The sequence below is a fragment of the Sinorhizobium saheli genome (assembly GCF_001651875.1).
In the GTDB taxonomy this organism is placed as follows: domain Bacteria; phylum Pseudomonadota; class Alphaproteobacteria; order Rhizobiales; family Rhizobiaceae; genus Sinorhizobium; species Sinorhizobium saheli.
The window spans coordinates 1-19,601 of sequence record NZ_LNQB01000056.1 but is presented as its reverse complement, the minus strand read 5'-3'; the positions used below and the strand labels follow the sequence as shown (position 1 = coordinate 19,601).

The following is a 19,601-nucleotide window of genomic DNA, read 5'->3' as shown; positions in this document are numbered from 1 at the left end:
CCATGGGCAAGGAAACCCGCGTCGCAATCACGCTCGGCGATCCCGCCGGCGTCGGACCGGAGGTCATCGTCAAGGCGCTCGCGACCTTCCCGAGGAAGGAGCGCGCGAATTTCACCGTTGTCGGCAATATCGAGGCGCTGGAGCGCGCCAAGCGGACGACCGGCGTCTCGCTGGTCTTTGCGGCGACGAGGGAGGAGGGGGCGGTCCTCGTCGAGGAGGTCGCCCTCGAAGCGCCGCTGCCGGAGATCGGCAAGGTAAGCGCGGCCGCCGGCGAAGCTTCGGTGCGCTATATCTGCCGCGCCGTGGAAATGGCAGTGGCGGGCGAGGCCGATTGCATCGTCACCGCGCCGATCAACAAGGAGGCCATGAACCTTGCCGGCCATCACTTCGACGGCCACACCGGGCTTCTTGCGCATCTCACTGGCTCGAAGAGCTCGTTCATGCTGCTTGCCTCCGAGCGGCTCAACACCGTCCACGTCTCGACCCATGTGTCGCTGCGCGGTGCGATCGAGCGGGCGACGGTCGAGCGGGTGCTGGCGACGATCGAGGCGGGCCACGATCACTTCATGCGGCTCGGCCGCAAGCCTCGCATCGCAGTCGCTGGCCTCAACCCGCATTGCGGTGAGAACGGTCTTTTCGGCGACGAGGACATGCGCTTCCTCGCACCCGCAGTCGAGCTCGCAAGGAAGAAGGGCATCGACGTTTCGGGGCCGATCTCGGCCGACACGGTCTATGCGCGCGCCTATAGTGGCGCCTTCGATCTCGTCGTCGCGCAGTACCACGACCAGGGCCATATCCCGATCAAGCTCATCGCCTTCGACACCGCCGTGAACGTGTCGCTGGGTCTGCCGATCGATCGCGTTTCCGTCGACCACGGAACGGCCTTTGACATCGCTGGAACCGGCAAGGCCAACCACGTCAACATGCTCTCGGCCATCGCCTATGCGCGCCTGATGGCATCCTCGCCACGGCGGGCATCATAGTAAAACGGCGTTGCGATCTTGGAGCTCACTGCCGCGAGCTAGTTCTTTGCACGGTGCAGCTTCGCGACGGTTCGATTTGGCCGGCAGCTTCCAGGAACGGCGGGCCTCTGACCGCTGGAATGGCGTCTGGCGGTGGTGGCTTACCAGAGGCGACCACGGCATTGCCTCGTCGGCCGTTCGCCTCTTGCGTTTAAAGTCCGCCTCCACCTCAAAGCAGCTGCGGGCTCGGCTGAGGAATGTCACGTTGCCATTTGGCATAGAAAAGATATAATTTTGCCAAAGGAGATCGGGATGCAGTTTACGCCGATCATTGCCACACCGTCCGACCGATCCGATGCCATAACAGACGAGGAAGCTGGCGCGTTGGCGCGGACCACGGTCAACTTGTTCAGGGTTTGGAATATCTCCGACGCTGAAGCTTGCGTCCTTCTCGGAGGTATGTCCCCCCGAACGTGGGCGCGTTGGAAGGAAGGAAACATCGGCCGGATCGATCGTGATCTGCGCACGAGGATGGCGCATCTCATGGGAATCCATAAAGGGCTGCGCTACCTGTTCAAGGAGCCGTCCCGCGGCTATGCCTGGCTGCGCAAGCCAAACGCCGCCTTTTCCGGCGCCTCGGCGCTCGACTTGATGCTGCGGGGAGAAATAGCCGATCTTTCCGCAATGCGTGAATGGCTGAATGCGGAGCGTGGTGCGTGGTGAGCGGGCTTGCAGTCCGCCGTCGCATACACTGGGATCAGACCTATCGTATCATTCGATCCATCTATCCCCCGATCGACCTGTTCGAGGACATTGCAGACCCCCGAGACTGGGAGGCGCTTGTTGCGGTTGAGGAGAAGACAAATCCCCGTGTGCGCCTCGAGATCGGCGATCTCGGCAAGGTTCCGGCCTCTCGCCGGGTTGGCGGCCCTGGAGCGAGCTTCGTAATGGCTCCTTTTGTGCATTGCTCGGTTCTACGACCCGGCCGATTCACGGATGGCAGGTATGGCATCTATTACGCTGGCGACAGCGAAGAAGTCGCAGTCGCCGAAACGATACATCATCACGAGGAATTCATGCGCGCGACCGACGAGGACTCAGGCTGGACCTCGGACTTCCGCGTTTTGATCGGCAGCGTTGATCGCGACCTCGACGACGTGCGGGCGGTACCTGGCGTGTTGAATCCGGACGATTACACTGCGTCGCAAATCGAGGGAAGCGGCCTGCGGTCAGCTGGAAGCGATGGCGTCGTATGGGAGAGCGTCCGCATGCGAGGAGGGCGATGCATCGGCGTTTTTTGGCCGGACGTGGTCACGATTCCCATCCAGGGGCGACACTACGGTTACCACTGGAACGGATCCCGCGTGGATTTCGTGCGGCAGTATGACACCGGGCTTGTGTTCGCGACCACATGATGCGTGAGAGACCGGTCGACGCCTCCGATGCCTTCGCTTGACAGCCACCAACGACACGCTCGGTACACCCTTCGCGGGGTGCGCCGCCTGTCCGATTGCGGACCTGCAGCCGGCACCTTTGGATGAGACCGGAATCGTTCGAATACTCGACGCACTCCGACGCGGCCGCTATTGGCCGGCCAGGAAAGCTTGAGGCTATTGCAGGCCGGCGTGCAATTCCCGTTGCTCCGTTCGATGGCCCGATCGCGCTTGCGCTGCATACCGCCAGCCAGGCGGCTGCTTAAAGCGCGTCGCGATTAGATGTATTCATGCGACGCGCTCTCGGTTCTCGCTTTTATCCGTGTCGTTGCCCCAAACCGCTGCGCACTTTTGGGCGATATGCATTAGTTCAATCGCCCTTTGGGTATAAAACCAATTCCGAAACCAAAAAGCCGGCCTATCTTTTCCAATGTTTCAAGCGTCGGATTCGCTCCCCCAGTTTCGATTTCAGCGATTTGACGCCTGGTAAGCGACAGCGTCTTCGCGAACTCTTCCTGTGTCATGCCAAGTCCCCTTCGGATCTCTGCGACAGCACCCGGTAGCCTTAGATCACCGGTTCGAGCACGCTCAGCCAGTGTTCGCCGATTCTCAAGAATCTCTTCTTTTGTGGGTTTCTTCCAGCGAGCCATTCGACTGTCCTCCGGCATCACAAGTTTGCCGCCAGAACGCTATGCGCGATTTGAATGCAGCGTCCCATTGCACGCTCCAGAATTTCCGAAGCCGCACCCATCTCTTTCGCCATGGCCGGTGCCTGCAGCAAATGTTCGGCAAATACAGAAAGCGCAGCAGCGAGCGCTTTCTGCTCAGCAGGATCACGCATCAGTTCGCCGTAAATGTGCATCCAATCGGGAAGATGATCGCGACCGACGTCATGCATGATTGCCCATCGGGTGGAGCGAACAATTCCCTCCTTGGCGAGCCGCATAGGTGCGAAATCAAAGAGCGGAGACAGTCGGATCGTGCCGTCCTGATGCTTGGTGAGAGCCGAATTCCGGCCGTGATTGTCGGGATTGCCGAACGCCAGATTGGCAATGTCGCGCTTCAGATACTCGACCATGTCCGATAAAGGATCGGCCGAATATTGGCGCAGAACGTCGATATAGGCCTCGTGCGTGCCGACATAGCCGAAATCGGCGACGCCGATCGCTGAAACGAGGCTTTCCTGCCCCAGTCGGACGGTTCCGCCGCCTTCTGTCTTCTTCCGGTCGAAACGAGGAATGATGAGCACGCCTTCGGCATAGGTCGAAGGTTCGCTGACATTCAGACCGATCTTTTGAGCGATCTGCGAATAGAGGGCTTCGCCTTCGAGAATTAGACGGTCTACAGGCTCGTTGCTGCGCACCAGCTTGACGATGACGTGGCGCGCGGCCTCATCGTCGGTCACGAAGCTGTCAGGATAATAGAGTCCGTCATTCGCCTGGGTCATCGAAACCTTCGGCCATTCGCCTTGCAGGCCGCTTGAGCCGGAGGCGAGCATTCCAAAGCGATCGGCGACTTCCATGAACCGCTCCGACCGCTCAAGGATTTCCGCTTCTGTAACCCCTTGGCGCTGTACAGTGCGCATCCGTTCCGTTTCGGCGTCGGCCGCTTCCTTGATGCGAATATTGCCGATGCCGCCCGCAGCCGATCGCAGAAGCAGCGGGAGATCAGAAGCGCGCGAGCCTTCAGCGAGCCCGAGGTGGTACGCAAGCTTTCGCCTTGCGTGCCCCTGAGGCATAAGGTCCAAAAGGAACGGTGGCCAGCGGCTGCCATATCGGTTTTCGAGATCAACGGGATAACGGACCGACAAGGCGCGATGGTCGCGAACCGTCCTTCCGGCCGCAAACTCCGCCGATGCCGCAGTGACGAAATAGTCGAGATCGTAGTCGACTATGGACGCGTCCTGATAGCCGGCCGCGTCATCTTTAAGTTCCAGCGTAGCGGCGTCATGCCACTCACTGTCAAAATGGGTTTGGAGTGTTAGGCGCATAAATAGACCCCTTCGATGGATCGATTAACGCACCTTTCGAAATTATTCAACCCATTGAAATGGGTGAATACTAAAGGCCCCCAGCCATCGTGACGGTTATGGTGGTCACGAAGGGTATCGAACCGGCGACTTCGATGTTGAAGGCCCGGCCGATTTTCGCGGCAGCACAACAAGGAGCATCAGCCCGAAGGTGCCGCCGAGTGCGGTGGGCGAGACTCCATTCCCGCGGCACTCAGCTTTGACGGGAGACGGATCACGGTCGGCGTCACGACCAAGCGTAGGAACAGCGGTCCCTTGCGACGTCGCCACTGCCGCCGAAGCAGGTAGCCACGGCACCGCTCAATTTCATCGTCGCCCTTCTCTCCATAGTTGGGTCAACCGCAGAGCGGCCTTGGCAGGCAAAATTCAGAACCTGAGATTGTACCATAGGTAACTGAAGTTGCATTTCACACGTATTAACAAGCATTGCTAAGGCGCAGATCACGCATAAATGGTCCTGTGCTCAAAGAACTGAGATGTAATTCACCTGACTCAAGGTAGTGCCGCTGCGTCAGCACGGCCGTCGCCATGCCGCTATGCGGCGCCAACCCGAAACAGGAGAAATATCCAATGGCTCGTATCCTTTCCATGGCAGCAGTTGCTGCATTCGCCTTTTCTGCTGCTGCCCCGCTTGCGTCTTCGGCGCGCGCGGAGATGGAGGTGGTCAACATTCCCGTTCCCAAGGCAGTGATCGCCACGGCATTTAACGCCGCTTTCGCCTCGACCAAGGCTCACGTCCATAATCTGGGCAGCAAGCACGGGAGCGGCAGTGGCATATCCTGGCACGCCGATGCGAGCCACCTACTCCTCCCGAATGGAAAAAAATCATCGTTTGCAGTGGACGAGCAGGTCTTCAATGTCAGCAAGTGGCGCCAATTGAAGTACTACGTGGACGACCTGAACACGCAATCCATCCAGGCGACGATCGACGGCGGGCGGATCAATGTGGATCTACGATTTGAGAACAAGGGTGAGGAGATCAAGGCGAAATGCATTCGCCGGCGACTTAAGAAATGGGAAGAATGCTCGCTCGACATAGAGCGGGACATTCATATCGATAATGCAATGCTCGGTGTTTCCCTCGAGCCGATCGCGTACAAAGGGTCGATTGCTTACGCCAACATCAATCAAGACCAGGACGTGACGTTCAAATACGACATCAAGATCGCAAATAAGCTTTGCCAAACCTTCAAGGGTATCTGCGGTTGGATTGAAGGCAAAATCAAGAACAAGCTGACGCCGGCAATCGAGTCGGCGGCTGTCGCCAATCTCAACCAAACGGCAGTGAAGGACAAGATCGCCAGCGCCATCAGGAATTCGGCGACGTTGGGCGGGCTCGTCAAACCTTCATGGAAGATCACCAAGGTAACCAGTTCGGGTAGCAACTTCATCCTTCGCGTGGAGCGTTCGGTAACGAAGTCAGCCAGCCTGGACTAGAGCATTTTGCAGTCAGGTGGAATCACCTGACGTCGCACAAATGCGGCAAAAACAAACAGATAGAGCGATGGCGCGAACGCATGTGAGTGCATCCCGCTCTAATGCGAGTGAAACGAAACCTTGTGTCGAAGGGGGCAGGGGCGGGATCACCCGGCCTTGCCACCATAGTCGAAACATCCCGGCGCGCGCATGGCGCGCCACTTGCGCTCGCGATGGCAGAACGACGGCCGCGCGTAACCGGCAATCGACGGTTCGTGTCGCTTATCCGGACATCCGGTCAGATACCCGGCGCATATTCGGAGCCATCCACAAGCGAAGGTCGACCCTCGATCAGCAGTTCGCTGATGCGCGCCGGCGTGCGGGCGATGATCTTGCCGCGCCGGATGACCGCGAGGCGGTTTGGCTTCAGCCGCAAGGCCTCCAGCGGGTCGCGCGCTTGCAGGATGACGAGATCGGCGTTGCAGCCCTTCGCGAGGCCATAGCCATCAAGTCCCATCGTCTTCGCGGAATTGACGGTGAGCGCGTCGAAGATCTTTTTCTTGTCCTCGATGCCGGCCATCTGCGCCACGTGAATCGCCATGTGGCCGACCTCCAGCATGTCGGCCGAACCCATGGAGTACCAGGGATCCATCACGCAATCATGCCCGAAGGAGACGTTCAGGCCAGCTTCCATCAACTCGCGCACGCGCGTCAGGCCCCGGCGTTTCGGATAGGTGTCGTGCCGGCCCTGCAGCATGATGTTGATCAGCGGATTGGGGATCACGTTGATCTCGGCCTCGGCCATCAGCGGGATGAGCTTCGATACGTAATAATTGTCCATCGAGTGCATCGAGGTGAGGTGCGAACCGGCGACGCGTCCCTTGAGCCCGAAGCGGATCGTTTCGGCCGCGAGCGCCTCGATGTGGCGGGACAAAGGATCGTCGGTCTCGTCGCAATGCATGTCGACCGGCAGTCCGCGCTCGGCGGCGATCCGGCAGAGCGCCTCCACCGATGCCGCGCCGTCGCTCATGGTGCGCTCGAAGTGCGGAATGCCGCCGACCACGTCGACGCCCATGTCGAGCGCCCTGTTCAAGGCATCGACGGCGCCGGGCGAGCGGTAGTAGCCATCCTGCGGGAAGGCGACGAGTTGCAGATCGATGTAGGGGGCGACCCTTTCGCGCACTTCGAGCAGCGCCTCCACCGTCACCAGCCGGGGATCGCTCGTGTCGACATGGCTGCGGATGGCGAGAAGCCCCTGCGAGACCGCGAGGTCGCAATAGCGCAAGGCCCGCTCGACCAGCGCCTCGCGCGTCAGCGTCGGCCTGAGTTCCCCCCAGAGCGCAATGCCTTCGAGCAAGGTGCCGGACCGATTCATGCGGGGCAGGCCGAGCGACAGCGTCGCGTCCATGTGGAAATGCGGATCGACGAAGGGCGGCGAAGCGAGCCGGCCGGTCGCGTCGATTTCCTCGGCGGCGGTTGCCTCGATCCCGACCGCCACATCGGCGATTTTGTCACCTCCGATAGCGATATCGACGCGGCTGCGGCCGTCCGGGAGATTTGCGTTTCGGATGATCAGATCGAACATATCGGCACCAGCGCAAATTCGGAAGAGCGACGCCCGGCCATGGGCCGGCTCGAATCCAGCGCAGCCTAGCACGCGGATTGAAAGCCGCAATTATGGCGCGGCGCTATCGACGGTTCTGAGACGAATTTCGCCCGCCCACTTCGGCCGCATGGCCGGAAAATCCGGCATGAACTCGAGGCTCGGCCTCGAGTTCAGAGAGCATGCGACGGGCCATCGCAAAAGCGCGAGCATCACCTCGTTCCATCAGGGCGTTTGCCACGATCCGGCATTTCCCCGTCAGACTTTCAACATTGCTCAGATCGATATTATCAAACACTCGCACGCCATAGCGTTCCGTTGCTGCCCGGAGGAACTCGACCATCCGTTCCTTTTTCATTCGGTGGTTCTCCCGAAGCTCCCGGGCGAAATCCAGAACCGCATCCCGGTCGGGGGCGGGGACCAGGATTTCCACGCGCACGAAATCTGCCGCGCCACCGACCTCTCGATATTTTCTCAGGCGTTCACGCGACGACATCTTTGTTTTTTTTAAAAATGTGCGGCTTTAACTAGGCGTATCCGGGATACGCATCAAGGCTCCGTTCGACGGCATTTCAAGAGCGACGGGTTTTGAAAGTCGGGGTCACTTCGATTTTTCGGGCTTGTTATGGAAATGGGCGTTGCCGAGGCCCGTACCGATCGTCAGGATTCCCCAGCTTGTGCAGTCGCGCATATACGGGATCTGCGAAAGTCCCTGGACGACGGCGTCGTTGTGCATAATGACAAAGGCTTCCTCGTCACCGATCTGCGGAACGGCTTTCTTCAGGGCGAGCGGCAGGTTGAAGTGCTCGCTTTCCCAATTGCCGCCCGGAAGGTTCTGGCCGCCGCGCAGGATCGAGCCATCGGCGCTGATTACGCCCGGGCAGGCGACCCCGATTACCGGTGCGAGCTCGAGGTCTGCCTTGTCGGCCTTTGCAACAAGCTTTTCGATCATGGCGACAAGACGTTCAACCGTCGCCTTCCGGCTCGGTTTGTCATCGGCGTGACGCCAGATATCCGACTTCCACACCTTTGCCTTCGCGAGGTCCTCCGCCTCCTTCAAACGCAGTTCGACGATGCCCACGCGAACATTGGTGCCGCCGATGTCCATGGCAAGCATGGCCTTGTGGCCTTTCAGCATCCAGGGCGGCATAAGGTAGGCGGCGCCGATCAGCCCCGCATCATCAGGGTGGTGAACGATCGGTGTGATTTCTACCCTGTGGCCCTCGGCCTTCAGCAGCACCAAGGCCCGGGCGATCGCGAGTTCGCCGATCGCGTGGCCGCTGAAGCCGCCGCCGACCGCGACGCGTTCGGTATCTTTCCAGCTTTCCTGCTTCAAGAACCTGCCGAGGACCGTCGCGAACGCGGTTGCGAAATCCTCCACGGCCCCGAAGATTACAGCAGCGGCCTCCTTGTCGTCGCCATCGAGAAGAGCATCAATCTCCTTTTTCGTCAGATCGCGGGTCGGCGTCTTGCCAAGCGGGTCGGCGCCCGCCTGTCGCACGCGCTTGCGCCAGGCATCGAGCTTTTCGTCAAAGGCGAATTTGTTGGCGTTGTCGCCGAGGAAGCCGTTACTGTCGCGCAGCTCCAGATTATAGCCGTCGACGGTTACCGAAGGCAGCTCGGCTGCACCATGGGTGAGCGGCGCGCCACCCGGTTTCTTGTCCGCAGAATTGCCCACGCAACCTCCTCCATGGTCACCCGGCACTTGAACGTCGGGCGAGCCGTTAACGTAGGCAGCGCAGGCGATGTTCCCGGCGCCGCCGCGCGTCAGCCGCAAACCCGAGCTTTTAGATATTCTCCGGCGTGAAGATATCGAAGGGGAGGAAGGTCTGGCCCGGAATGCTTGCCACGCCGCGGTCGATGGCGCCGAGCATCAGGTTGATCGTTTCCCGCGCCAAAGCTGGCACCGGGGTCGCGACCGCCATCAGGACCACTTCGTCCGCCAGCGCCGCGCGGGATTCCGGCGTCAGTTCGTTGACGACGACAAGCAGCCTGTTCTCGAGCTTTTCCTCGCGGATCGCCGAGATCGCGCCCTCCATGCCGCCGCCGCAGACGTAGAAGCCGAGAAGGTCGGGGTGGCGTTGCAGGAGGTCGAGCGTCGCCTCGTGTGTGATCTCGGGCGTGTCGAGGTTCACCATCGTGTCGAGGACTTCGAAGTCGGGCGCCTTTTCGCGAAAATAGGAGCGAAACCCGATCTCGCGCAGCTCGTGGCCGTGGAAGCGGTGGCTGCCGACAAAGGCCGCGACCTTGCCGGGGCGCTTGGCGGCCTTGGCGATCATCCACGCGGCCGTTCTTCCAACCTTCTGGTTGTTGAGGCCGACATAGCCTTCGCGCACGCCAGCCGCGAAATCCGAAAGCAGCGCGAAGACCTGGATGCCGCGATCCTTGAGCTCCTCGATCGCGGCGGTGACGGCCGGGTAGTCGGGCGAGACGAGGGCGATCGCCTGATTGCGCGCGGCCATCGCCTTCAGCTTTTCGATTATGCCGCTCGGCGTCGAACTCGCGACGAAATCCACCTGCGGGATGGCGCGGACGTTCGTCAGAGAGAGCGCGGCGTTCTCGATCTCCTTGGCCACGGCCTTGTAGAAGGACTGCTCCGGTTTCTGCAGCAGGAAGCCCAGCCGATATTGCGGCAGGTCCTCGAAGACGCGTTGGCGCAAGAGGCCGACGGCGTGATAGCCGATCGCCTTCGCCGCATCATAGACGCGCCGCGCCGTCTCCTCGCGTACCGGATGCCGGCCGTTCAGCACCCGGTCGACCGTTGCGACGCTCACGCCCGCCGTGCGGGCAAGGTCTGCGATTGTCGGCCTCCTGGTCATGCCTTCCCCTCCTGAAACTATTCCCTCAGCCCTGATGTGCTATGCTGATAGGATTTGAGAGAATATATCATACCTGCATTGAGAACCGTCAAAAGTCAACTTATTCTCATTTTCCGAAATGGAGCCCGGAGAGACGAGTGGCGTGGTAGGAGGCAGGGATGACGGTTCCCACGAAGAGAGACTACAGCCTGCTGGGGCGCGATGCGCAGGCCGCGGTTGCGAGCGGCCTTGCCGCGGCCGAGTGGTATCACACGGATATCCCGCGCAAGCAGATGAAAGAGCTGATGAAGCGCGAGGACGGCCCCGCCCTTCGCGATACCGCGATCTGGCTCGGCAGCATGGTGCTCTTCGGCGGTCTCGGCGTCGCTTTCTGGGGCACCTTTGCAGCGGTTCCGTTCTTCATCGCCTATGGCGTGCTTTACGGCTCGGCCTCCGACAGCCGTTGGCATGAATGCGGCCACGGTACCGCCTTCAAGACGTTGTGGATGAATGACGCCGGCTACCAGATCGCCTGCTTCATGATCATGCGCAATCCGGTGACGTGGCGCTGGAGCCACACCCGTCATCACACCGACACGATCATCGTCGGCCGCGATCCTGAAATCGCCGTCATGCGGCCGCCGGATCTCCTGCGCCTCGTCCTCAATTTCTTCGGCATCCTCGACGTCTGGCACGCGATGATCGACATGGTCCGCAATGCCTTCGGCGTGATCAGCGCCGCGGAAAAGACTTTTATCCCGGAAACGGAGCAGCCGAAGGCGATCCGCGTTGCCCGCATCTGGCTCGCCATCTATCTGGCGACGATCGGCCTTGCGGTCTATCTCGGCTCGATCCTGCCCCTGATGCTGATCGGCCTGCCGCGGCTCTACGGCGCCTGGCATCACGTGCTGACCGGTCTCCTGCAGCATGGCGGTCTTGCCGATAATGTCACCGATCACCGGCTGAACAGCCGCACCGTCTACATGAATCCGATAAGCCGGTTCATCTACTGGAACATGAACTACCACGTCGAGCACCACATGTTCCCGATGGTGCCCTATCACGCGCTGCCGAAACTGCACGAGATGATCAAGCACGACCTGCCGGCGGCGAACCCATCGATCCTTCACGGCTACCGCGAGATGATCCCGGCCTTTCTCAGGCAATTGCGCAACGAGGACTATTTCCTGAAGCGCGAATTGCCGCCGACGGCAAAGCCCTATCGCGAAGAGTTCCACAGCGACCGGGTCGTCGATGCCGCCGAGTAAGGCGCTAAGCGAACCAACCGATCAAACTCACTATCGTAATGGAGGAAAACCCATGAGCGCGAACTGGGTCGAGGTCTGTGCGGCTGACGAAATCGATGAGGAAGACGTCATCCGTTTCGACCACGAGGGGCGCACCTTCGCCGTCTATCGCAGCCCCGAGGACGAATATTTCGCGACCGACGGGCTCTGCACCCATGAGCAGATCCACCTCGCCGACGGATTGGTGATGGACGACATCATCGAATGTCCCAAGCACAACGGCCGCTTCAACTACAAGACCGGCCAGGCGAAAGGCGCTCCCGTCTGCGTCAACCTCAAGACCTATCCCGTCAAGGTGGAGGCGGGCAGCGTCTTCATCGCAATTTCCTGAGAAAGCCCTGGCGCCGGAGGCGAAGGAGAAGAGCATGACGCACATCGTTATCGTCGGCGCCGGCGAATGCGGCGCCCGGGCGGCGTTTGCCCTTAGGGAAAAGGGTTTCGACGGCGACGTCACGCTGATCGGCGCCGAGCCGCACCACCCCTATGAGCGGCCGCCGCTTTCCAAGGACGGGCTCGCCGGCGCCGAGCCGCCGAAATATGTCGCCGCTCCCGAGCGCTACGAGGAAGTGGGGATCACGGTGCTGACCGGCGCCATGGCCGAAGCGATCGACCGGGGGCGAAAGACAGTGCATCTCTCGGGCGGCCGCTCCATCGGCTATGACCGGCTTCTTCTCGCGACCGGCGCCCGGCCACGCACCTTTCCCGGCGTCTCAGAAGGCGCGGCACGCATCCGGATGCTCAGGACTCATGCCGACGCCCTGGCGATCCGCGCCGCGCTGGCGCCCGGCAGGCGGCTTGCTGTCGTCGGTGGCGGCTTCATCGGGCTTGAGCTCGCCGCGACCGCGCGCAAGCTCGGTGCCGAGGTGGTCGTCGTCGAAGGTCTGCCGCGCGTCTTGAGCCGCGCCGTACCGGAAGAGATCGCCGCCATCGTCGCCGAGCGGCACCGGGCTGCGGGTGTCGAAATCGTCTGCGGCGCGCGGATCGCGGCCATCGAAGATGGTGGCGACGCTGCGCGCGTCTTGTTCGCCGATGGCGGGAGCCTTGCCGCCGATCTCGTCGTCGTCGGCATCGGCGCGGTGCCGAATACCGACCTCGCGGAGGCCGCGGGGCTCACGATCGACAACGGCATCGCCGTCGATGAGACGCTCCGCACCTCGGACCCCGACATCCTTGCTGCCGGCGACTGCTGCTCCTTCCCTTTGTCGCATTGTGGCGGGCGCCGCGTGCGGCTCGAAGCCTGGCGGAACGCGCAGGACCAGGGGACGCTCGCCGCCGCCAACCTGATGGGCGGGGCCGAACGCATTGCAAGCGTGCCGTGGTTCTGGTCGGACCAGTACGAGCTCACGCTGCAGATCGCCGGCCTTGCCGATGGCGCGGCCGCCACCGTCCGGCGCGCGATGGACGATGGCGCCTTCATCCTCTTTCATCTCGATGGCGACGGCCGGCTGATAGCCGCAAGCGGCATCGGCCCCGGCAACGCCGTTGCCCGCGACATCCGCCTTGCCGAAATGCTGATCGCCGCCGGCAGCCGCCCGGACCCGGCAGCACTCGCTTCCCCCGAAACCAAGCTCAAGAAGCTGCTGGCGGCCTGATCGCCGCCAGTGCCTGACCTGTTTTTTGAAACGCCGATTCCTGGAGATTTCGATGAGAGACCGCCGTCCGACCGTTGCCGACCTGTTGTCGATGAAGGGCAAGAGGCAGCTCACCATGCTGCGCGTCGTGACGCTGGAGGAGGCGGACGCCGCTGAAGAGGCCGGCATCGATCTCGTTTCCGTGCCGCCGGCGCTGCTCGGCCCTGAGTTTCGCGAGGCAGCACCCTCCGTCTTTGCCTTCCCCGGCCTCGAATATGGCGACTATGTCACCGCGGAAGAGTATATCCGCGCGGCCTTCAAGGCGCTGAAGGCGGGCGGCGACGCCGTCTATTGCGCCGCAAGCCTTTCGACCGTCCGGCGGCTGCGGGACGAGGGCATCCCCGTCTGCGGCCATGTCGGGCTCATCCCGTCCAAGGCCACCTGGACCGGCGGCTTCCGCGCCGTCGGCAAGACCGTCGCAAGCGCGTTCGAGGTCTGGCGCCAGACGAAGGCGCTTCAAGAGGCCGGCGCCTTCGCCGCCGAGATCGAGGTGGTGCCGGGCGAGGTCGCCGCCGCGATCAGCGCGCGCACCTCGATGCTGATGCTGTCGATGGGCGCGGGCACGGGCTGCGACGCGCAATACCTCTTCGCCGAGGACGTGCTCGGCGCCCACCGCGGCCATTACCCGCGCCACGCCAAGACCTACCGCGACTTCGCCGCCGAATACGACCGCCTGCAAAAGGAGCGCATCGCCGCCTTCGCCGAATTCGCCGCCGACGTCCGCTCCGGCGCCTATCCGGAAAAAGGCCATCTTGTCGGGATTGAGGACAAGGAGCTGAACGCCTTCCTCGCCGAACTCGAGCGGGGCTGAAAGCGCATCACGAGCTCACCTCCCAGTGGGGCCGCCTGGCCGCCTCGGTCGCAGCGATCGAGGCGGTCTTTTTTGTCGGTGCGCGTGTCGACGACGAGCACCGGCTCTAACGACGGCAACTCTCAAGCCGCCATCTGCTCCGCCCGCAACTTGGCCAGAACCTCCAGCGCCTGCTCAATCTCGATCGGCTGTTTCGTGACTGGATCGAGATACTTGGCATAGAGAATATACGCGGCCGCAAACACTTCATCGATCGAGAGCGTTCGGCCTCGGCGTGAACTTGGCTGGCGATCATCCGTCAGCCCCCAGCCGGAGTAAAAGGGGCAGCCCACTGTCGTCACCTTGATGCCGCGCAGCAGCGCCTCGAAGCCCGAGAGTGAGGTAATCGTATAGACGTGGTCGATGGTTTCGAGCGCGTCTGCGAGGCTGATATCCTGCGTGAGAATCATCGCGACATCGCGCACCAGGCTCGGATCGGACTTCGCCTCGGCCGTGCCCTTCAGCACTTCCGGGTGCGGTTTATAAATGATCTGCGCTTCGGGGTTCTCGGATGCAGCAAGGCGCACGAGATCATTGTTGTTAATCTGCCGCGCGCAGCCAAAGGCGATCGAGGCGTCGCGCTCCACCTGGCCGATCACGAGCACGCGCTTTCGAGTTTTCGAGCCGTAAACGGAGGCGATATCGAGTGACTTGCCGGAATTGTATTTGCTGAGACGGCTTGCGAGGAGCCGCTCCCTGGCGGCTCTTGCCCGCCTAATTAACGCCTGATCGCCCTCGAAATCATGCGTACGCAGGATGTTCTCGAGGTCGGTGGGCGCTTCCGCATTGAAGTACATATCCTGAGCGTCAAAGGTTAGTGAAAGCGGCGGCACGTGCAGGGCGCCCAACGCCACGGAACGAAGGAAGCCGTCCTCGACATAGCGAAATGTGATGCCGTGGCGCGTGCAGAATTCCTTGAGCTTCGGCGGCCCTTTATACTGCCACGCCATGACCTGGGTTCGCGGATCCCGAAGCAGCCTCCTCTTCCAGTAGAGCTCGAATTCGAGTGGCCATGGCTTCGTGCAGCCGAAGATCACTTCGTTTTTGGGAAACCAATCGCGCATGAAGGTTTTCCATTTGCTGAATCCAAATAGAAAAAGCGGTGCTGGTCGCGACCGTTGCTGTTCGTCCATGCCCAGGCTCTTTAGCATAGTGTGGCGCTTCTCGCTGAAACCGGGTTCCGGTTCAGCTTGCAGTGGAGCGATGTCATCGCAATTGATTGTGAGGGAACAACCACACAGAACGGAGATCGAACCGGTTTCGGTTCAGTGCAAGGAATGGATGCCGGCATCGAGCCACTCATCCATCACGCTGCCCAGATCCAGAGCGACTCCCCCAGCCTCCTTGGCGGTTCCGATGAATATCTTGCCTACAATGCCGCCGGCAACGAGAACAAGTGTGCCGGGCGATGTCTTTCTCCGGATCTCCTCATCGATCGCCTCATAAACGAGGGGCAGGGGCTGATCAGAGACGTGATACTTCTCATTGCGCGACGTCCGGAAGTGCGTCGGGATCGTCACGTGGCTCATGGACGTGAGGCCGCGCATCCACTCCGGGAGCTGGCTAATGTTTGCGCTGCTTACCAGGACACATTGCTGTGAGGCAATCAACATCTCTCTCACTGCTTCATGCGATCGGAACAGCGGAACATTCATTCTCTCCTCTCCAAAAAGCGCCGATGACGGGCGATTCGAGAAATAATGGAGAACTTGCAGCAGGCCGCGGCCCTGAACGCTCGCCTTGAAGGTGGTGCTCTTCTGGTGGATATCTCGTACAAACCGGTGGATTGACGGAATGCCTAGAATGTCGGCGTGATCAACGGCGGCTCGAATACGAGCCGTAATGGATGATCTCAACTCCGTGTCGAGCTCGATGCCCCACCAATGACGTTCGCGGTTGAGCTGGTCGTCAAGAGTGAAAAACTCCTGATGCTCGGCAAATGCATACCCTTCGCCGTCACTGAGACGGATCATGGACAAGGGTTTCTTCTGCTGAATCGCATCCACTACAACCTGCTGGAACTGCTTCCGTTCTTCAGCATTCGACCTGACGTCCATGAAGCGCATGCCGTGTCGCAGACGGGTATAGGCCGGTTTGATGTCCGCCTTAAACTCTGCGGCGACGGCTGAGGGCGCCTCGTTTTCGAAAGCGAGCTCTGTCTGCTGGTGGGTCGAACCGCCATGTCTCGTGCCGAAGACATTGTCCACATCGGCGATCTTGAGCCGGTGGAACGGCGTCTCTGCCTCCCAGAACTCTTTACGAGCTTTCTCATACTTTTCGATATTCCCCGTCCGGATCAGGTGTCGAAGAAGCGCGATGCGGCGGGTGGTTGATAGGTTTTCGCGGCGGACACGCAAGGCTTTCTCGAATAGGAGATCGAGCAAATCCAGGCGGTCCTCCCTGAGGCAGGCGTTGAAGGCGAGCCCCTCCAACGCCAACCGGACAAACCGGCGGTTCGGAACGTCAAGTATCGCCTCGATCATTCCGTCGAGTGGATAGGGGAGGGCTACCCCGGTTATTTCAAACCGTTTGAAGGAAAGCCAAAGGTAGACCGCCAGATGCTCCTCGAGGTCGTCGAGGCGGTCGAAAAGCGTGAACACCACCGGGTGCCGACTCAAGTAGAGCTGATCGATCGCCTTGATGGCGTCCTCGTGGTCCACGATTCCGATGGCAAGAGTGCTATTCAGCCATTCGCTGGGATTGCGCGCCCCGGTTATGGATGCTTGCAGCCACGGCAGCTTCCTAGGGTCTGCTGCCGCTGGGGATCCATGTCCCGACACGCGCAGTTCTTCAATCGCTTGCCTAGCCTTCAAGGGCGACTCATAGGCTATGTACTTTACCGTTTCCAGAACCAGCCGAGACGATATTTTGGCTATGATATTCACGATGGTTTTCCCGTAGGACGGCAGCTTGGTCTTGGGATTACGAACCGGCTTCAGCGGCGGGCGTTTCATGGCAACACCTGCGCGGGGGCGAAAGCGGCGGTCGATAATCGGGGAGATCCTCTCCAAAAGCTTAGCCTTGTCGCTTTCGGACGCCGACTCGGGAGGAGCGTAGAGGTCCGCGTAACGCGAATACCATTGCTCATCGAAGTCGAATTGATTCCAAAATGCGCCGCTCAGCGCGTCCATAGACGCAGAACCGGCGACACCGCTTCTGACAAAACCATAGTAGTCGGGCTCGACGGGATCGAAATCGAAGTTCTGGAAAACGGGAATGCCTCGGTGCAGCAATTCGATAACGACTGATGAATTCGCTACCACGGCGATGTGGGGAAAAACGGGAAAGTCGTCGAGGACGGAAAGCCCGTGCGGCCATTCGACGGTTGCCTGATTTGGGTGCGGTTTGACATGTACCGACGAGACATGGTGATTGGTCCTCAGGCGCTCAAACACAAGCCGAAGGCCGTCAACGTCGACCCGCCCTGTTGTATAAAGAACAACGCTCAGTTTTGCCGACTCGTCGTGGCTGCATTTCGGATAGCGGAAAGGCTCGGGGAAACGGGAAATAATGAAAGCGTCACCATTGATGGGACCGACTTCTTCATAAATCCGGCGAGAAACAGCGTTCCGGAGAATGCTGAACTCGAAGTCAAGGGGAGGAAAGCTGGTGGAAACTTCGGCATGTTGGACATAGAGCCGTCTGACCTTGAAGGTCTTCATCGCCAATGAGAACGCAACGGGATTTGGCGAATGATCGTTCGCGACAACGGCCAAGGAGGGATGCTTGCTGTCGCTTCGTGCCAGCGAGAATAGATACCGTATAAAATGGACAGCGAACTGTCCGAGCTGGTATACGAGTTCCGGCCCGATCGTCTCTCTGCTGTCGATGTAATCGACCATGACGGGCGTCAGATGCTCGATAAGTTGGTCGAGATCAGCCTGGCTGTGCCGTCTCTTGGAGAACTTCAGGTCGACTGCGTTGAAGTGGCTGAATTTTTTGTCGAGCCGCCCGAGAACGTCCAGAAGGAATGAAAACTCACGAAGGTTGTTTTCCGTCCGGCCAAGAAACAGGATATCGACGTCTGGCAGCGCGTAGGTGCCTTGCTTCGACGTCCTGATGGCCGCGTGCAATTCCGAGATGGCGGAACGCCGCCGATCTTCGATCGATGCCGATGGGCTGAACCGATCACGGAATTCATCGGTGAGCTTGTGACCGATGATTGCATTATAATCCGGATTGTGGTCGATAACCCGTGCGACCCTTTCAAGCCCGTTCTGAAAATGCTTCTGAACTTCCTCGGTTTCCAAGACTTGGCTGTTCGACGAGGTTCCGTTGACTGGCATAAACAGGCTTCCCTAGTGTGATCCGACCGGCGCCGCGTGTAGCATGCCGAGAAATCGGTGTCAGCCGAAAGCCCCGCCGAAAAGTTCACGATGTGTGCGCGGCCATCGAAAAATTCCTTTGGCGGGGCAAGCCAGAGCCAGGGGGGAACAACGGCGCCGACGACAATTACCTCTCTGCGGCCGTAATCGCACACCCTTATTGACCTCAAGCGATTTCCCCCTGCATGAGTTGCGCCATGGGGTTGGCGAACGCGTTGTGGTTTTGCTATGAGGCAGCAAAACGGTTCGCGGACGCATGATGTGACCGGAACTGTTGGTTTCGTGATGGGAACAGGATAACGATTACGCCGCCAATGATCTTGGGCATCGGGGATAGCGGTGCGCCGTTGCAGCACGCGTCCTTTGGGGGCTCCCGCGCGTGTTTAGTCTGCGGAAATATTATGAGACCGGGGAACACAAGGCTTCCTCACGCAACAGTCGGTTCAAGAGGCATCCGTGCGTCATTTCTTCTCCTCTGTATTCAGAAAACCTAGGCATAAAGCGGATGCTGCACAACCAAAAGCCGGCGTAGTCGCCGCAACGCTGCCCTCTATCAAGGCTCTAGTCAAAGAAATTAAGGAGCTCCGTCTTGCTGGCAGTCTCGATAGCGCCTGCGCCAAGGCGGAAGTTGCCGTCGGGGACTATCCTAGAAATGTAAATGCGAGGATTGCCTTAGCAGAAGTGCTTGTTGATCTGGATAGGCCAGCAGATGCCGTGCCGCATCTGCGGTTAGTCCTCTCAATGGATCCATTGGAGAGCCGTGCCCGACAAAAACTAAAACTGATAACCGGGTCCTACGACTACACCCTTGATGCGGTCGAGATTGCTTTAGCCGGAGCCGAAAACCGAGCTGACGTCCATCTGCGCGCGGCAGATTATCTCAACGAAGGTTCGTTGTTCGCCGATGCCGGCCGTATTGCCCAGGCTGGCCTTGACAAACTTACTGATGAGGAGCGAACCACCGATGTTTTCGGAAGTCTGCTGTTTCAGTTGGCCTTCGCGTTGGAGGGCATGCAAGACTTCGACGAGGCGATCACAATCTATGATCGTATTCCAGTTGACCAGCCACTCCGGAGAAAAGCGGCATTGCGTCAAAGGAGGTTGCTCGGGTCGATTGTCAAGGAAGCCAAGGAACTCCGCCTTGCTGGCAGCTTGGAGAAAGCCTGTGCGAAGGCAAAAATTGCTGTTGCGCATTATCCTAGCGATGTAAATGCGAGAATGGTTTTAGCGGAAGTGCTTATCGATTT

Annotated in this window: 17 protein-coding genes; 9 read left to right on the top strand and 8 right to left on the bottom strand. The window is 60.1% G+C overall.

All coding sequences use genetic code 11. From position 1 onward, the window contains the following. Window positions 1–2: 2 nt before the first annotated feature. The 3 genes from pdxA to ATB98_RS04260 all read left to right on the top strand — a co-directional run bounded on the left by pdxA (window position 3) and on the right by ATB98_RS04260 (window position 2,377). On the top strand, window positions 3–983 hold the full coding sequence (gene pdxA, locus ATB98_RS04270; RefSeq protein ID WP_066869534.1) for a 4-hydroxythreonine-4-phosphate dehydrogenase PdxA: 981 nt from the start codon (window positions 3–5) through the stop codon (window positions 981–983). Window positions 984–1,274: 291 nt separating this feature from the next. Continuing rightward, window positions 1,275–1,685, top strand: coding sequence for an MbcA/ParS/Xre antitoxin family protein (locus tag ATB98_RS04265; RefSeq protein WP_066869531.1), 411 nt, complete (start codon window positions 1,275–1,277; stop codon window positions 1,683–1,685). Next, on the top strand, window positions 1,679–2,377 hold the full coding sequence (locus tag ATB98_RS04260) for an RES family NAD+ phosphorylase (RefSeq protein WP_157111020.1): 699 nt from the start codon (window positions 1,679–1,681) through the stop codon (window positions 2,375–2,377). Before ATB98_RS04265 ends, ATB98_RS04260 begins: the two co-directional genes overlap by 7 nt. Window positions 2,378–2,760: 383 nt before the next feature. Here ATB98_RS04260 and ATB98_RS27800 read toward each other — a convergent pair whose 3' ends face one another. After that, window positions 2,761–3,045, bottom strand: coding sequence for a helix-turn-helix transcriptional regulator (locus ATB98_RS27800; protein ID WP_084435286.1), 285 nt, complete (start codon window positions 3,043–3,045; stop codon window positions 2,761–2,763). A 17-nt stretch (window positions 3,046–3,062) separates the two neighbouring features. Beyond that, complete coding sequence (locus ATB98_RS04255) at window positions 3,063–4,385, bottom strand: type II toxin-antitoxin system HipA family toxin (RefSeq protein ID WP_066869525.1); 1,323 nt, start codon at window positions 4,383–4,385, stop codon at window positions 3,063–3,065. 609 nt (window positions 4,386–4,994) lie between these two features. Between ATB98_RS04255 and ATB98_RS04250 the strand changes: the two genes are divergently transcribed. Next, window positions 4,995–5,861 (top strand): hypothetical protein, encoded by an 867-nt coding sequence (locus ATB98_RS04250; RefSeq protein ID WP_066869522.1) that lies wholly within the window; start codon window positions 4,995–4,997, stop codon window positions 5,859–5,861. 277 nt (window positions 5,862–6,138) lie between these two features. On the opposite strand, the gene ATB98_RS04245 is transcribed toward ATB98_RS04250, so the two are convergent. The 4 genes from ATB98_RS04245 to ATB98_RS04230 form a co-directional block, all read right to left on the bottom strand. Next, window positions 6,139–7,425: an amidohydrolase family protein gene (locus tag ATB98_RS04245; protein WP_066869519.1), complete on the bottom strand. Its 1,287-nt coding sequence runs from the start codon at window positions 7,423–7,425 to the stop codon at window positions 6,139–6,141. A 103-nt stretch (window positions 7,426–7,528) separates the two neighbouring features. Further along, window positions 7,529–7,939 carry a hypothetical protein gene (locus tag ATB98_RS27795; protein WP_234781863.1) on the bottom strand — a complete coding sequence of 137 codons (411 nt, stop codon included), beginning with the start codon at window positions 7,937–7,939 and terminating at the stop codon, window positions 7,529–7,531. Between the two features lie 105 nt (window positions 7,940–8,044). After that, window positions 8,045–9,121, bottom strand: a complete 1,077-nt coding sequence (locus ATB98_RS04235; protein WP_066869514.1) for an ROK family protein — start codon at window positions 9,119–9,121, stop codon at window positions 8,045–8,047. A gap of 109 nt (window positions 9,122–9,230) precedes the next feature. Then, on the bottom strand, window positions 9,231–10,262 hold the full coding sequence (locus ATB98_RS04230) for a LacI family DNA-binding transcriptional regulator (protein WP_066869511.1): 1,032 nt from the start codon (window positions 10,260–10,262) through the stop codon (window positions 9,231–9,233). A gap of 158 nt (window positions 10,263–10,420) precedes the next feature. Between ATB98_RS04230 and ATB98_RS04225 the strand changes: the two genes are divergently transcribed. The 4 genes from ATB98_RS04225 to ATB98_RS04210 are packed head-to-tail and all read left to right on the top strand — an operon-like array spanning window position 10,421 to window position 13,990. Then, on the top strand, window positions 10,421–11,509 hold the full coding sequence (locus ATB98_RS04225) for a fatty acid desaturase family protein (protein WP_066869508.1): 1,089 nt from the start codon (window positions 10,421–10,423) through the stop codon (window positions 11,507–11,509). Window positions 11,510–11,561: 52 nt separating this feature from the next. Then, window positions 11,562–11,879, top strand: a complete 318-nt coding sequence (locus ATB98_RS04220; RefSeq protein WP_066869505.1) for a MocE family 2Fe-2S type ferredoxin — start codon at window positions 11,562–11,564, stop codon at window positions 11,877–11,879. A 34-nt stretch (window positions 11,880–11,913) separates the two neighbouring features. Next, window positions 11,914–13,140, top strand: a complete 1,227-nt coding sequence (locus ATB98_RS04215) for an NAD(P)/FAD-dependent oxidoreductase (protein WP_066869502.1) — start codon at window positions 11,914–11,916, stop codon at window positions 13,138–13,140. Between the two features lie 52 nt (window positions 13,141–13,192). After that, on the top strand, window positions 13,193–13,990 hold the full coding sequence (locus tag ATB98_RS04210) for a 3-methyl-2-oxobutanoate hydroxymethyltransferase (protein ID WP_066869499.1): 798 nt from the start codon (window positions 13,193–13,195) through the stop codon (window positions 13,988–13,990). 122 nt (window positions 13,991–14,112) lie between these two features. Here the strand turns inward: ATB98_RS04210 and ATB98_RS04205 are convergent, their stop codons facing one another. Together ATB98_RS04205 and ATB98_RS04200 are read right to left on the bottom strand one after the other, a co-directional pair. Further along, on the bottom strand, window positions 14,113–15,162 hold the full coding sequence (locus ATB98_RS04205) for a capsular polysaccharide biosynthesis protein (protein WP_167354052.1): 1,050 nt from the start codon (window positions 15,160–15,162) through the stop codon (window positions 14,113–14,115). Between the two features lie 132 nt (window positions 15,163–15,294). Next, window positions 15,295–18,315 carry a GT-D fold domain-containing protein gene (locus ATB98_RS04200; protein WP_066869493.1) on the bottom strand — a complete coding sequence of 1,007 codons (3,021 nt, stop codon included), beginning with the start codon at window positions 18,313–18,315 and terminating at the stop codon, window positions 15,295–15,297. Window positions 18,316–18,810: 495 nt separating this feature from the next. On the opposite strand from ATB98_RS04200, the gene ATB98_RS28715 reads away from it, so the two are divergent. Further along, the coding region (locus tag ATB98_RS28715) for a tetratricopeptide repeat protein (protein ID WP_157111019.1) at window positions 18,811–19,601 on the top strand (791 nt) is incomplete at its 3' end.